Origin of the sequence: Pseudoselenomonas ruminantium (assembly GCF_900113715.1) — a bacterium.
In the GTDB taxonomy this organism is placed as follows: Bacteria; Bacillota; Negativicutes; order Selenomonadales; family Selenomonadaceae; genus Selenomonas_A; species Selenomonas_A caprae.
Genome location: NZ_FOQK01000012.1, coordinates 77,979 through 92,259, shown reverse-complemented (window position 1 = coordinate 92,259; position 14,281 = coordinate 77,979). Strand labels below are relative to the sequence as shown.

Sequence of the window (14,281 nt, the reverse complement as noted above, 5' to 3'; positions counted from 1 at the left end):
TGAAGATTCATTCGGGCTATTGCTGAAACGAAGCCGCCGGGCAGGGGAGTACCATAAGCGTAACATTGATGGTTTGCGTGAAGAAAATATTTTTTGCCTACACATTCCGTTGAAAAATTCACACCGTTCAAGCGTAGCGCGTTTGGGAACTTTTTCAATGCTTAGTTAAAGGCAAAAAATATTTTTAGCAAAGCATCTAAGTGAAGCGTTGGTACTCCCCTGCCCGGCGGCGCGGCTTTCCTCGAATAAAAACACGGTAATTTACAAACTGCAATTTATAATACAAAGATCCGCCGACACATCTCTGCATCGGCGGACCAACAATCATATTCTCTTAGAGCAGATGGGCGCGCAGTTCCTCGCCGCTCTGTGCGCAAAGGTAAGCTGGTGCGATATCGAGTACCGTGCGGCAGCCAGTCTGCCCCTCTTTTGCGAGGCGATAGGCGGCACGCGCATAGGCGATCAGCACACTCGTGGTGAACTCCGGATTGGAATCAAGGTCGAGCTTGAATTCAATGACATGCTTGTTCTCCTGCGCATGCCCCGTCGTGCCCGTGCGGATGACCGAACCGCCATGCGGCAGGCCGCGATGGTTTGCCTGCAGCTCCTCCTCGCTGATGAACGTCACCGTCGTATCATAATCGGCAAAGTAGTTCGGCATCGTCTTGATCTCGTTCTCAACGTAGGCTGCATCAGCGCCTTCCTCCAATACGACGAAGCACTCGCGCGTATGCTTCTGGCGCGTCGTAAGTTCAGGATTCTTGCCAGCACGGACAGCCTCCAAGGCTGCCGGAACCGGCACCGTATACTGGCGGGCATCTTTCACGCCCTTGATGCGGCGGATGGCATCGGAATGCCCCTGCGACACACCACGCCCCCAGAACGTATAGTCCTTGCCCTGCGGCAGGATAGCATTGCTGTAAACACGTGCCAGCGAGAACAGGCCCGGATCCCAGCCGACGGAGATGATGCCGATATGCCCCGACTCCTTGGCTGCCTTATCAACAGCAGCATAATGCTCAGGAATGCGCGCATGGGTATCAAAGCTGTCGATGATGTTGAACAGCTTTACATACTGCGGCCCCTGCACCGGCAGATCCGTTGCACTGCCGCCGCAGAGGATCATGACATCGATCTTGTCTTTCCATGCCTCTGCCTCATTGACGCTCACAACCGGCACACCAGCCGTCGCGATCTTGAGCGCCGACGGATCGCGGCGTGTGAATACTGCCGCCAGCTCCATATCCTCATTAGCGGCCACGGCGCATTCAACACCCCGTCCTAAATTGCCATAACCCAGAATACCAATACGAATGCTCATCAGGAACTACCCCTCTCTGTCAAAATACCAACCATTCATGAAGCATCAAAAATACGCTATTAATATACCATACCTGCCCTGTCTTGCAAATGATTTTTCGCAGATTCCACACCGCAGATTTCCCTATACAATTGCGCAACAACCCGCTATAATAGAAACATTACCGTCAAAATCTCAAGACAGGAATCAGGAGGTCTTTTGCATGATTACACCGGAACTCATCGCCCGCATCAACGAGCTTTCCCGCAAGAAGCGCTCCGTTGGCCTTACGGAGGAAGAACTGGCTGAGCAGCAGGCTCTGCGCCGCGAATATCTCGATGGCATCCGCGACCAGGTGAAGGGCATGCTCGACAACATCGAAGTCGTCGACGCCCCGCTGCAGCCGCAAGCCCAGCCAAAGGTCACGCGCATCAACGAGGTTTCGTTCTCCCTGCGCCGCCAGCTGCACTGATGCGGATATCCAGGCACACAAAAAGGGACTGCCAGCTATCATGCAGCAATCCCTTTTCAAAGCAGGGGTCCAAAATGCCGTTCGCTTTTCATGCCTAAAACCTGCTGCTCGCAGGTGGGTGCCCTAAGTCTGACTTCTGGCATTCGCCGAGGCGGACCTCCATCAGAATCAAATCAAGCTCCCTATAAAAAACGTAGGTTAGACATAACAAAGCCCGCGCACATTCCAGGCTTATCCTTCTTTGTCTGTATAATAGCATAAAAAAATTATGCTTGCAAGACTTGACAAATCAGGCATTGATGGTAGTTGACAAAAAAATCAGTATGTTTTAACTTTTGCCGCATTATTTATTTCTGCCAACACATTTTGGACTTTCCCCGCAAAATAGACTATAATGAATAAATAAGTTTTACGATAGCAAACACGAAACCATTTACGGATAAAGGAGTTTTACTTATGGCTACTACTTTCAGCGTAGCAATCAGCTACAACAACGCACTCGGCTGGATTGACTACGATGCCGATGCCCGCAAAGCCGAGGTCCATCTCGCTGATGCCGAGGGCAAAGAGCTTACCGAGGCTTATCTGGGCAAGACACATGAGATCAACATCCCGCACGCAACGCTCATGGACTTCACCCATGAGACCATCGATCCGTTGGCCGATGAGGAAAGCTTCAAGCTCGCCCTCACGCGCCTTTGGAACGAGACGAAGGTTCATGTGGATTGGAGCCGTCCGGTCGACTACGTAAAACAGCATCCGCATTATTGATACGAAAAAGGCAGCCGCAATGGCTGCCTTTTTCGTATCTGTTGCCAACCGCATGGCCTCACCTGGTTCAGCGCTGCTCGAACAGTTCGCGTATCTCTTCTTCGCTGAGCTTGGACAGGAAGTTGTCGCCCGGCTGGATCATCTGGTCGATCAGTGACTTCTTTTTCTCCTGCAGCTCGTAGATCTTCTCCTCCACCGTTCCCTTCGTGATGAACTTCAGCACCTGCACGTTGTTCTTCTGTCCCAAACGATAGGCACGGTCGGTTGCCTGATCCTCCACGGCCGGATTCCACCAGGGATCGAAATGGATGACCATATCCGCCCCCGTGAGATTGAGCCCCGTGCCACCAGCCTTGAGCGAAATCAGGAACACAGGGATATTGCCAGCATTGAACATCTTCACGAGCCGTATGCGCTCCAGCGCCGGCGTTGCACCATCGAGATAGTAATACGTAATACCGATCTGCTTGAGCCGTTCACCGATGTGCTCCAGCATCGTCGTGAACTGCGAGAATACCAGGATGCGATGGCCGCCCGCCACAGCCTCCCCGACAACTTCCTCAAGCATATCGAGCTTGCCCGATCCGCCTTCATAGCCTTCCAGGAACATCGCCGGGTCACAGGCGATCTGCCGCAGGCGCGTGAGGATAGCCAGTATCTTGATGCGGCTTTCCCCAAAGCCATTTGCCCGCAGCTCGGCCGCGAATTCCCGCTGGCTGCGGACGAACCACGCCTGATAGATCTTCTCCTGCTTGGGCGTCATGTCGCTGACCATCTTGCGCTCGACCTTATCCGGCAATTCCTTCAGGACATCTTTCTTCATGCGCCGCAGGATAAACGGCATCACATGACGCCGCAGGTTGGTCAGCATCCGCTCGTCCTGTTCGCGGACAATCTGCGTCTCATAGCGCTCCTTGAACTTCTTATGGGTCAGCAGATAGCCCGGCATCAGGAAATCAAAGATCGACCACAACTCGGTCAGCGTATTCTCGATAGGGGTACCGGTCAGCGCAAAGTACCCGCCAGTCTTTATCTTCTTGACTGCACGCGCATTCTGCGTCGTCGGATTCTTGATATGCTGCGCCTCGTCGAGAAACGCATAGCGGAACTTGCGCTTTTCGTAGAGCGCAATGTCGCGTTTGAGCATGTTGTAGGTCGTGACCAGCACGTCATAGCTCTTGTCGGCCTCCGCCAGCACAGCCTCGCGCTGCGCCTTCGTCCCTGCCACAGCTGCGGCCTTGAGAGACGGCGCGAAGCGCGCGATCTCATCGAGCCAGTTGTACATCAGCGAAGTCGGCGCCACGACCAGGGAAGGCGGCTGCGATGCATCCTGCCGTGCCAGCAGGAAAGCGATCACCTGCAGCGTCTTGCCCAAGCCCATATCGTCAGCCAATATGCCCCCCAGATGATAGTCCGCCAGTGTCGACAGCCAGTTGAACCCCGTGACCTGATAGTCGCGCAGCACCTCCTTGAGCTCTGCTGGCACCTCATAATCTGCTTCCTCGGGACGGCGGATGTTCCGCACGATGGAACGGAAGGTACGGCTGCGCTCAAGGTGCAGCGTCTCATCGGCCCGCGCCAGCTCATCGAGATACATCGCCTGCGAGAGCGGTAACTCGACAGTCGCGCCATCAGCCGCATTCTTGCGCGTGATGCCCGCATTCTCCACGAAATCCGCCAGTGCCTGCATCTGCTGCTCCTCCAGCGTCACAAAAGTCCTGTCCTTCAAGCGATGGTAGCGCCGTTTTTGCTTGTATGAATCGAGGATATCCATAAGCTCATGGACATCGAGATCCTTCATATTGAAAGTAACCTCCAGCAGGTCCATGTCATTGACGCTGACCCCTGCCGCTACCTTCGGCATGGGCCGCACGGGCCGCTTCACAAAACTATCCTCGTAGAAAACATCTACCCAGGCCGGCAGGTTGGGCAGCTCCTCGGTCAGGAAATCATAGCTTCTTTCCTCATCCTTCTGCACCAGCTGATCCCTTTCAGGCCGGAAGCCATAGACAGATAGCCGTGTCATGATTTCCTGCTCGCCGCGCGCATCACGCACCAGATGGCGGCCATCGCGCAGCGGCGGCGCAGCGGCCACCAGCGGATTGAACTTGGCATCGCCATAGCAGAGCAGCGGCCGCACTGCGATGCCATCCCCGGCATAGTCGATATAGAGCTCTGCCGTCAGGGGCTGCAGCATATACTGCTCAAGGAAGGCAGGATCGACTTCCACCGCCGCCGCTTTTTCGAGCCGCGGCAGCACCTCGCCGAAAAAGCGGCCCATCTCCGACCGCGGCACTTCAATGCGTGTCGTCGTGCGGAATGACTGCCACAGCGGTTTGACTGCCCGCGCAAATTTCGCTGTGACCGCATAGATATGCTGATCCTGATAGAGATAGCGGCACGCATCATCGAGCGGCAGGATTTCTTCCGTCGTCAGGCTGACCTGGCCGCGGCCCTCCTTCTCACGGATGCTCACACCAATCTGCGGCTGCCCCTGGCTACCACGCACATCGCCGATGTCAGCACCATTGATGCGCATCTCAAACGGCGTATCCCCCATGACCGCCAGGAAGCGCCCCAGATTATCCGGCGCCAGCTTGAACTGCTTCTGCTCAAAGATATAGCTATGGAAGCCCGAGTAATACACGCCGTTATTCGGCCCGTAGAGCAGAACTTCCTTCTCGGCCCGATGCGCGTCCTTGAGCATGGCATAGAGCTTGGCCGACACGGGATCTGCCCAGCGGATATCCGCCAGATCCAGCGCAGAATTCCGGCCCAGCTGCCAAGTCTCTCCCTTTTCCTTGCTGCGCAAGAACTCCAGCACATTACGCACCACATACAGCCTGTCCGTACCGAAGCGGAATTCCAGCCAGCACTCGATGCGGCCATAAAGATCCTCGACAAACAGGCGCGGCACAAGGTATGCTGCCTGGCTGGCCACCCGGTACTGCGTGCTGTCCTCACGATCAGCATCCGCAAAAAAGCGGAACATCCGCCGGCTGCTCGTCGACTCAGCCGGTTCCCCCTGCTGGCGCACATCAAACGTCCGCTTGAGCTGGCTGAAGATCTCGCTTTTCGAAAGGTTCGCCTCCTGTTCCTGCTCCTCCCCGGCCTGCTCATCCTGGATGGCTTTGAGTACCGCCACCACATGCTTGCAGGCTCCTAAATACTGGCTGGCCGCCGGACAGTCACAGGTATACTGCTCGATGCCGCTGCCATCCTTTGACAGGCGCACTTCGACTTCATATTTTATCGAGCCATCAACCTCGGCCCGGTACCGGCTGTCCCGGACGCGCTCAAGATGGGTAACCCGGCCCTGATTATAGTAGCGCACCCCGCGGCTGTAGGCCATATCGCTCGCTACGGTGCGGATCATCATATCTTTCAGCAAGTATTCCCGCTCCTTTTCCTGCGCAGATTCGCCCGGCATCCCGTCAGCGCTTGAATCCACTGCTTTTCCTATGCTAAGATAATATTATCGCTTTTTAAGCATCCACGTATCCTTTTATTTTACTATGGACCGGTGGAAAAACCAACCGGCACGAAGGAAAATCATGAAGAAAAAACACCCGGTACTGGCTGCCGGTACACGTATCCTCATCGTGCGTCTCAGCGCTATCGGGGATGTCATGCACGCGACCGCCGTCGTCCACAACCTCAAGCGTCTCCAGCCCGGCTGCCATATCACTTGGCTCGTCAGCCCGCCAGCCGCCAGCCTGCTGGCAGGCAATCCTGATATCGATGCCCTGCTTGTCTGGGATCGCCGCGCTCTGGACCGCGCCTTTGCCGCCAAAGATCTGCGCGGCATCGTGCGCAGTCTTGCCGCAGCCTGGAAACTCCTGCGCCCGCATGCGTTCGATATCGCCCTTGACATCCAAGGGCTGTTCCTCAGCGGCCTGCTGACGCGCATGAGCGGCGCACCACGCCGCATCGGCATCCACGAACGTCACGAAGGCAACTTCCTGTTCATGACCGAGCTTGCGCCCGACCTGAAGGCCAAGCACAAAATCCATCGCTATCTGTCCGCCCTCCAGCCACTCGGCTTCGATTTTTCTGCCTTCCAGCCAGGCCTTGTACTGCCGCTTGCCGCTGCGCAGCGCACTTGGACCAAGGATTTCTGGCAGGCCCAGGGCGTCGAGACCGGCAATCCCCGTCGCCCGCTGCTGCTCGTCAACACGCGCACGACCTGGCCGGACAAGAACTGGCCTGCGGAAAACTTTGGCCATTGCCTGCGTGCCCTTGGCCCGCACATCCAGATCGTCTTCACGGGCGCAGCTGCCGACGCCCCTTGCATTGCCAAAGCCCAGCAGATGCTTGGCCGTCCCAGCCTCTCTATTGCCGGAAAGACAACACTTTCCGAGCTTGCCGCCTTGTTTGCCGAAGCGGACCTGTTGCTGACCGGCGATACGGGACCGCTCTATATCGCGGAAGCCGTCGGGCTGCCCACACTTTCCCTTTGGGGGCCGACGCATCCGGACATCTACGGCCCGCTGACCTCTGGCCACCACTTTGTGCTGAGCCCGCATAGTTGCACAGCTTGCTGCAAAACAAAATGCAGGCACCACACCAATGCCTGCATGAACGCCATCACACCAGAAAGCGTCACCGAAAAAATAAAACGCCTGCTGCAATGACAGGCGTTTTATTGTCTCACTTATTCTCACCGACAACCCGCATCATAGCGCGGACGTTGTCTGCCACCGGCTTCTGCGGATCGAACAGCCGGACTGCATCAGCCTGCTGCTGCTTATCCGTGCAGAGCACCAGCTCTACCCGGCCCCCCAACAGGCGCTTCGCCTGGCGGAAAGCCAGCCAGAAGTCACGGCTCCAGGCGACCATGATATACGTATCGGCCAGATCGCTGTGCGCAGCGCTGACAAGCTCAGCCACCGACGGGCCGGCATCCTTGCTGCCACTCACGAGCACATGGATGCCCATATCCTGCAGCTCCCGCGCCTGCACCTTGTTTTCCGCTACCGCCATCAAGGCTACCGGCATCAAGGCCTCATGCGCGTCCAGCACATGGCTTTCACTCATATTCGTGACGTGGATCCCCTTGAGCGGCCCCCAGCCGATCGCCTGATCGATCACCTTGCCCGGATGGTCGGTATGCAGATGGACGGTAACGCCGCGCTCCTGGGGCTGGACCAGTACGAAGTTCGAGTATTCCTTGAACTGCTGCTCGATTGCCGCGATGTCTGCCTTGGCATTGACGATCGTAAAGCGCACACAATACGGCCGCACGACATCATTACGCGGGTCCGGCATCCCAAACTGCTGCGCCTCCAGCCCCAGCGACAAGCTGACAGCCGGCGAGACAAAATTGCCATCGAGCCCCTTGAGACACCCCTTGAGGAAAGAAAACATGATGCAGGCCCCTGCGTCCTCACTGCCCACCTCGACCAGGGCCTTTTCGCCGGCGGCAATTGCCGCCTCGAGGATCTCCGATATCGGCTTGTTCGCACGCACCGCATGGTAAGCTCCCTTGGCCACTGCCTTGGCCAGCGCAATGATAGGCTGCTCAGACTGCTCCGGAATCACCCGCTGGGCGTAGAGGATGCCATACTGGAACGCCTTGCCAAACTCCGATGACGTCGCGTGATACTTGCCCGACAGCCCCTTGCCGATGCCGCGGAACATCTGCGCCAGCACGACACCAGCACTGCCACGCGCCCCAAACAGCGCGCCTGCGGCCACACGGCGGGACAGCCCGCCGATGCCGTCATCCTTCACATCGCGCAGTGTCATCACCGCCGCGCCCATCGTGCGCAGCACATGCGTCCCCGGCAGCCGGCCCGCGCCCTCCATCTGATTGATATTCTCATACTCGAGCAGGAACTCGCTATACGCGCCACTGACCATGCGCTTGAAATCGCCAGCAGTTATAACCTCTTTATTTCCTGTCATAACAATCACACTCGCTTCTTTGTAATGTAGTATCTGCCCTGAAAATTTCTGCTAAAAACAGGATTCTATTATATACTTCGCGAAATAATAAAAATAACCTTTAAAATTCTAAAAATACAAGGAGTTTTTTTATGCCCACCATAGATAAATCCACCGCTGCTGCCACCAAGAAAACCAGCGCAGCAGCAGCAAAAACAACCAAGACTACCAAACAAGCTGCCAGCAAGAGCAAGACCAGCAAGACCGCCAAAGCAGCCGGGAAAGAACCAGCCGCCGCCAAGGGCACCGGCGACCGCATCTTCTCGCTCGATATCGGCACGCGCAGTGTCATCGGCATCGTCGCCGAATACCACGAAGACGATGAGCAGCTCCATGTAGTCGCCACCGACCGTCTCGAACACACGACGCGGGCGATGCTCGACGGCCAGATCCATGACGTCCCGCAGGTCGCGGCCGTCATCGAAAAGGTCAAGAAATCCCTGGAAGCCAAGACCGGCCCGCTCAAGAATGCCGCCGTCGCTGCCGCTGGCCGTGCGCTCTACACAATGACCGCCGAAGCTGAAATGGACGTCAACGGCCTCATCACAGCCGAACAACAGCGCAATCTCGACTTTGCTGGCGTACAGGCGGCACAGGCCGCATTGGCAGAGTCCCACACCGTCGACGATCCGACACGCTATTACTGTGTCGGCTACAGCACCATCCGCTATGTTCTCGACGACATCCAGCTCAAGATGCTTATTGGCCAGCGCGGCAAAAAAGCCAAAGCCGTCGTCATCGCGACCTTCCTGCCGCGGCAGGTCATCGACTCGATGCAAAGCGCCCTGCATGCCACCAACCTGGAAATGCGCGCCCTGACCCTCGAGCCGATAGCGGCTATCAATGTACTGATCCCACCGACCATGCGCCATCTGAACCTTGTACTCGTCGATATCGGCGCCGGCACCTCCGACGTGGCCATCACCAAGAACGGCTCCGTCATCGCTTACGGCATGGTGCCGCTGGCCGGCGACGAGATCACCGAGGCCATCAGCCAGCGCTTCCTGCTGGACTTCAACATCGCCGAAGACATCAAGCGCCGCGCCGCCAACGGCGAGGACGTGACCTTCACGGACATCCTCGGCATGGACTACGCACTCAAGGCAAGCGAGATCATCGATCCGGTCCTGCCGAATATCGAAAACCTCGCCGGTGCCATCGCCAAACAGATCATCGAGCTCAACGGCGATGCGCCGCAGGCCGTCATGCTCGTCGGCGGCGGCTCGCTAACCCCGCATCTGGCCGAATTCGTAGCCGAAGCCCTCGGTATGCCTGCCAACCGCGTCGCCGTGCGCAAGCCCGACCGCGTCGACGGCATTACCGACCTACCTGAGGAGCTCCACTCGCCAGACGCCGTCACTCCGCTCGGTATCCTGAAGATTGCCTCCCTCAACACACTGCACTTCCTCTCGGTCTATGTCAACGACGAGGAATACAGCCTGTTCAACTTCCGCGAGCTCACAATCTCCGACGCCCTGCTGAATGCTGGCATCAACATGCGCAAATACAATGGCCATCCAGGCCTTGGCCTTATGGTCAACATCGGCACGGAAAAGAAATTCTTCCCGGGCACCCTTGGCACCTTTGCCAAGATCCTGCTCGGCGATGAAGAAGCCGACCTCGACACCGTCATCCACGACGGCGCCCGCATCACAATCATCCCCGGCGAGAACGGCACGACGCCAAGCGTCCGCCTCGGCGACCTCGTGACAGCCGGCCAGGAATATACCATCTACATCAACGGCCGCGAAAAACACATCCGCCAGCGCGTCACCATCAATGGCAAAGAAGCTGACGCTGACCAGCTGCTCGCCGATGGCGATACCATTGAGAGCCGCGAGTTCAAGAGCCTCGGCGAAGCCCTGCTGGCTGCCGGCTATCCGCCGACAGGCCGCAAGATTCACTATAAGCTCAATGGCAGCGATACGACCTATAGCTGCACGCCGGAAATCCTGCTGAACGACAATCCGGCCAGCATCTCGATGCCGATCCACGAAGGCGACCATGTCGAATACATCGCCGATGAGGAACCAAAGCTCGGCGATATCCTGAACCTCAGCAATTCGGATACCTCCATTGTCATCTATTACGAAAATGCCGAGTATCAGATCCCATCGGCCGGTGTCGAGCTCACGGTCAACGGCCGCAAGGCCAGCCCTGGTACCTTGATTGACGATGGCTGCGAAATCACCTACGTCAAATCCGAGCGCACGGCAACCACCGTCAGCGACGCCTTGCTGGCTGTCAACTTCCAGCCGCCTGCTGCCACGAGCCGCGTGACCTTCACGATCCTCGTCAACGGCCAGCCCGTCGACTTCACCGACCCGGTCAAGAACGGCGATAGCCTCGAAGTACGGCTGACCTCACTGGAAGCCCCCGCAACGGCAGCAGCACCTGCCATGAACGCTGCTATGCAGCCAGCCGAGCCTGCGCCTGCACCGAGCATCAGCAGCTTCATCCACACACCGCAGCCTGCCGCCCAGCCAATCACGCCACCAGCAACACCTGCGGCACCTGCGGCACCTGCGGCACCTGCGGACACGCAGCCACGCCGCCGTACCATCGCGGATTTCATCCGCACGGATTGATTGCTGCTGCCCGCCACAAAAATTTTTCTTGCATAAATAACAAAAAGAAGGTATCATAGTAACATGTGTCAACGCACATGAACTATGTGAAATGAATCCATTCAGCATCAACCCATTGCATGGATTTCACTAACAAGGAATAAGATTGACTCCGGAGGTGAAAATCAACATGGCAGTACCAAAGCGTAAAACTTCCAAAGCACGCCGCGATCAGCGCCGCGCTAACTGGAAACTCGAGGCGCCGGGCTTCATTGCCTGCCCGCAGTGCCACGAGCCGAAAATGCCTCATCATGTATGCCCGGAATGCGGCTACTATGACGGCAAAGAGGTCGTAAAAGCAGCAGAATAATGCATAAATAACAGGGCAGCCAGCGGCTGTCCTGTTGTTTTATACCCTCATCCTGTTACAGAAAGGAGCGCATCCTTGAACATCAAATCCTTCCGCGCCATCGAACAGATTCGCGCAGCACGTATCGACCAGGGCCTGAGCTGCAGCCAGCTGGCACTCAAATGCGGCGTCCGTCCCTCGCTGATCCTCAACTTCGAATGCGGCACGCGCCCCATCTGCGAAGACACTTACAGGAAAATCTGCAAGATACTGGGAATCTGATGCTCTCAGCAGACAAGTCCCATAAATTCGTAAAGGCTACAGGACCAATACACACAAAGTCCTGTAGCCTTTTTCCGTTTATTCGTCAATAAACTCTCCTGATTCATATTATACCACAAACCCCAGCGCACAAGAAAGACAATTCGCATGAGCAGTACGAATTGTCTTTCTTGCTGTGTATTATATTTTAGGAGAGCTTTGACATCCGTTCTGCGCCTCCACGCTTGAAACAAATGCCGTAACGAAAGCCTGAATATAATATACCTTAACTGAGAATCATTGTCAATAGCTTAGTAAAATTTTTTTGCATAAAGAAAAGGCTGCCATCCGGCCAGCCTTTTCTCAATCATATAGGCAAACATTCATTGCCAACAGTCCATGTGCCTCCCAGCAATGCTCTACGGAGTACTCCAGGCATTCATCCAAATGCTCCAGAGATGCCTCCATCATATCAATCTCCCGCTGCAATCCGTTCATGCTGTTGCAGAGGTTGCAAAGCTCCTTGAGCGTCTCTTCCATCTGACAGATTTCCCTTCATACAGTACCTATGTTACCCGATACCTGAATATTGTATACACACATTATAACATAATAAGAACATAAAGGCAGTGTGAAAAAATACAAAGATTCTCTACTCTACAGGAATTTTATAAAAACAAAAAGGCCCCGTGAAAACTCACGAGACCAATGATTTCAATGGCAGAGAGGGTGGGATTCGAACCCACGGTGGCTATTAACCACACTTGATTTCGAGTCTTCCCCTGAAGGGGCAGAAACAAATTTCTGTCAATGTCCACAAGGCGTGTACTGTCGCGGATTCTCGGAACCGTTGATAGGACTGGGCTCACGGGACTTTTCGTTTTCAAGATGGCCGTTTGGCGGTATTCCGTTTCTTTCCGTGGCTGATAAATTACTCCACGGAAACCCGAATGTTACCCGACGATCCCCCCTCCAACAAGGTCTACGATTTTGACGTATGGCCATCTAAAATATATGTTTCTATTTAATAAGGAAAGATGTGGATTTTCCCTTTTTGGGTCTTCGGACTCAATCATATAAAAATCATGACCAGCTCTGTGCCAACGGCATGGAGCTGATTTTTTAAGATTACTGAATGTGTATCTATTTAGAATGATGGAACTTTATGCATACCTAAGCCTTTTTTGTCTAGTGCACGCAATCACTCTCGTTGTTCTTGCCTGCCAATTTGTGCTATACTGTTATCTGCCGCGAACCTCTAACCACGGTTTATTCCTGGCGGGGAGGGAGGGATTCACATGTACGATGATTACATCATTTCATTCGTGATCGGCGTCGCCAGCAGCCTTACAGCTACCTGGCTCTATGACGCTATAACGTCATGGAAGCGGCACTAAATGCCCGGATTCCGTTTGTCTCACCAGCAAGCGGAACCAAGAGCCTCGGCAATCGCCGGGGCTTTTTTGCATAGTAAAAGAGCCCTCACAGGTTACCGTCCTATAAGGGCTCTCTTTACCGGAATCAGCATGCACTGATTACATCATTTCATCTGCTTTGATTATACCACGCCCCTCCCCTCACGACAAGAGTGAAAAGAACCTTTTAGTTGCAGGAAAATCCTGGCGAGCCGGATGCGAGCCTCTCCGGCGCATGGAGGCGCGGTGTCGATGGACGACGTGGACAGCGTAGCTGTCCACCAAAGGACACGGACACCCATGGCCTGTGGGAGGCTTACGCAGGGGCGGTCTGGCGAGGGACTGGAGCGCGGTCGAGTGGGCGTAATGCGCCTACCTGTGCGGAAGTAGCGCGAAGACCTGAGCGCCCGCATAGGCAGGCGACTGGAGCCCCGAGCGCCGTGCGTAAGGCCATCGTCAGTCCGCCCCTGCCCTGCAATCGTGGCACGCATGGCGAGCCGCACTTACGGCGTCTTGGGCATCTCGGGATGCCGGTGGCATTCCGAGAGGACAGCCTGTCCACCCGAGCACTATGACGCTTTTGACTGTTCAGCGTTGATTGGTCAACCTTCGGGCAGGAGCCGGCATCAGCCGACCGCAGCGGAACGGAGCCTGGGCGCAGTGCAGCGGAGGGCGGTTCATGCCGTGTCCTGCCCGCGGCAGTCGTGGCGAGTCTGCCGCATGATGATCCGTCGCAGTCTATGGCCATGCGCCGCCAGATGGGGCGGGCTCACGGACGAGCCCGCTGACGGGAGCTGGACGCGGCCACCTGTGGGAGGTTCTCGAAAGCGGATTCTTTTCGATAACCGTGTCTATCGGAAGTGTGAGGGGCAGCCCGTAGGGTGCTCACTTCCGATAGACGTAAGGCGGTTATCGGAAGGAATCCAAGACGGGATGCCGTGCGTGAGCCGCGACAGAATCCGCAGGGGAGCTGGAGCCGTCCGACTGCACGCACTCCCATTCGTGCCACGATGATGACGCGTCAAGTTGACCGGTCAAAATCCTGCCGACGGACGGCGGCTGACCGAGGACTGAGGCGCGGCGGCCGCACTTTCTGCACGCCGTAACGAGCAGCACCGCACGACGGGAGCGCAGCGGACGTGGTGCGCCAGCGCAGTATGAGGGCCACGAAAGAATATACTGGGCGCGAGGTTGCTGTGA

General features: G+C 56.1%; 10 protein-coding genes and 1 other RNA gene. 6 read left to right on the top strand and 5 right to left on the bottom strand.

The window, feature by feature from the left end; genetic code table 11:
* Positions 1–334 precede the first annotated feature (334 nt).
* Positions 335–1,321, bottom strand: a complete 987-nt coding sequence (locus tag BM181_RS08090; RefSeq protein ID WP_075443704.1) for a diaminopimelate dehydrogenase — start codon at positions 1,319–1,321, stop codon at positions 335–337.
* A gap of 202 nt (positions 1,322–1,523) precedes the next feature.
* Here BM181_RS08090 and BM181_RS08085 point away from each other — a divergent pair, with 202 nt between their 5' ends.
* The gene (locus tag BM181_RS08085; RefSeq protein ID WP_075443702.1) at positions 1,524–1,772 is read left to right on the top strand and encodes a DUF896 domain-containing protein; all 249 of its coding nucleotides are present in this window, start codon (positions 1,524–1,526) and stop codon (positions 1,770–1,772) included.
* 62 nt (positions 1,773–1,834) lie between these two features.
* On the opposite strand, the gene ssrS is transcribed toward BM181_RS08085, so the two are convergent.
* Positions 1,835–2,007: non-coding RNA, 6S RNA (gene ssrS / locus BM181_RS08080), on the bottom strand.
* A 221-nt stretch (positions 2,008–2,228) separates the two neighbouring features.
* On the opposite strand from ssrS, the gene BM181_RS08075 reads away from it, so the two are divergent.
* The gene (locus tag BM181_RS08075; RefSeq protein WP_075443700.1) at positions 2,229–2,543 is read left to right on the top strand and encodes a hypothetical protein; all 315 of its coding nucleotides are present in this window, start codon (positions 2,229–2,231) and stop codon (positions 2,541–2,543) included.
* Between the two features lie 67 nt (positions 2,544–2,610).
* On the opposite strand, the gene BM181_RS08070 is transcribed toward BM181_RS08075, so the two are convergent.
* Positions 2,611–5,934 carry a DEAD/DEAH box helicase gene (locus BM181_RS08070; protein ID WP_075443729.1) on the bottom strand — a complete coding sequence of 1,108 codons (3,324 nt, stop codon included), beginning with the start codon at positions 5,932–5,934 and terminating at the stop codon, positions 2,611–2,613.
* Between the two features lie 124 nt (positions 5,935–6,058).
* Between BM181_RS08070 and BM181_RS08065 the strand changes: the two genes are divergently transcribed.
* On the top strand, positions 6,059–7,177 hold the full coding sequence (locus BM181_RS08065) for a glycosyltransferase family 9 protein (RefSeq protein ID WP_371263020.1): 1,119 nt from the start codon (positions 6,059–6,061) through the stop codon (positions 7,175–7,177).
* A gap of 16 nt (positions 7,178–7,193) precedes the next feature.
* Here BM181_RS08065 and BM181_RS08060 read toward each other — a convergent pair whose 3' ends face one another.
* Positions 7,194–8,450, bottom strand: coding sequence for a DAK2 domain-containing protein (locus BM181_RS08060; protein ID WP_075443696.1), 1,257 nt, complete (start codon positions 8,448–8,450; stop codon positions 7,194–7,196).
* Between the two features lie 131 nt (positions 8,451–8,581).
* On the opposite strand from BM181_RS08060, the gene BM181_RS08055 reads away from it, so the two are divergent.
* From BM181_RS08055 to BM181_RS08045, 3 genes are all read left to right on the top strand, one after another.
* Complete coding sequence (locus BM181_RS08055) at positions 8,582–11,077, top strand: cell division FtsA domain-containing protein (protein ID WP_075443694.1); 2,496 nt, start codon at positions 8,582–8,584, stop codon at positions 11,075–11,077.
* 169 nt (positions 11,078–11,246) lie between these two features.
* Positions 11,247–11,426: a 50S ribosomal protein L32 gene (gene rpmF / locus BM181_RS08050; protein WP_075443692.1), complete on the top strand. Its 180-nt coding sequence runs from the start codon at positions 11,247–11,249 to the stop codon at positions 11,424–11,426.
* Between the two features lie 75 nt (positions 11,427–11,501).
* Complete coding sequence (locus tag BM181_RS08045; RefSeq protein WP_075443690.1) at positions 11,502–11,687, top strand: helix-turn-helix domain-containing protein; 186 nt, start codon at positions 11,502–11,504, stop codon at positions 11,685–11,687.
* A gap of 342 nt (positions 11,688–12,029) precedes the next feature.
* Here BM181_RS08045 and BM181_RS15305 read toward each other — a convergent pair whose 3' ends face one another.
* Positions 12,030–12,206 (bottom strand): hypothetical protein, encoded by a 177-nt coding sequence (locus tag BM181_RS15305; protein ID WP_177207183.1) that lies wholly within the window; start codon positions 12,204–12,206, stop codon positions 12,030–12,032.
* Positions 12,207–14,281 lie beyond the last annotated feature (2,075 nt).

Excerpts from the sequence above, each read along its gene's own strand:
- BM181_RS08065 (WP_371263020.1), top strand. The coding sequence starts at position 6,059 with ATGGACCGGTGGAAAAACCAACCGGCACGAAGGAAAATCATGAAGAAA.
- BM181_RS08085 (WP_075443702.1), top strand. The coding sequence starts at position 1,524 with ATGATTACACCGGAACTCATCGCCCGCATCAACGAGCTTTCCCGCAAG.
- BM181_RS08090 (WP_075443704.1), bottom strand. The coding sequence starts at position 1,321 with ATGAGCATTCGTATTGGTATTCTGGGTTATGGCAATTTAGGACGGGGT.
- BM181_RS08075 (WP_075443700.1), top strand. The coding sequence starts at position 2,229 with ATGGCTACTACTTTCAGCGTAGCAATCAGCTACAACAACGCACTCGGC.
- rpmF (WP_075443692.1), top strand. The coding sequence starts at position 11,247 with ATGGCAGTACCAAAGCGTAAAACTTCCAAAGCACGCCGCGATCAGCGC.
- BM181_RS08055 (WP_075443694.1), top strand. The coding sequence starts at position 8,582 with ATGCCCACCATAGATAAATCCACCGCTGCTGCCACCAAGAAAACCAGC.
- BM181_RS08060 (WP_075443696.1), bottom strand. The coding sequence starts at position 8,450 with ATGACAGGAAATAAAGAGGTTATAACTGCTGGCGATTTCAAGCGCATG.
- BM181_RS15305 (WP_177207183.1), bottom strand. The coding sequence starts at position 12,206 with ATGGAAGAGACGCTCAAGGAGCTTTGCAACCTCTGCAACAGCATGAAC.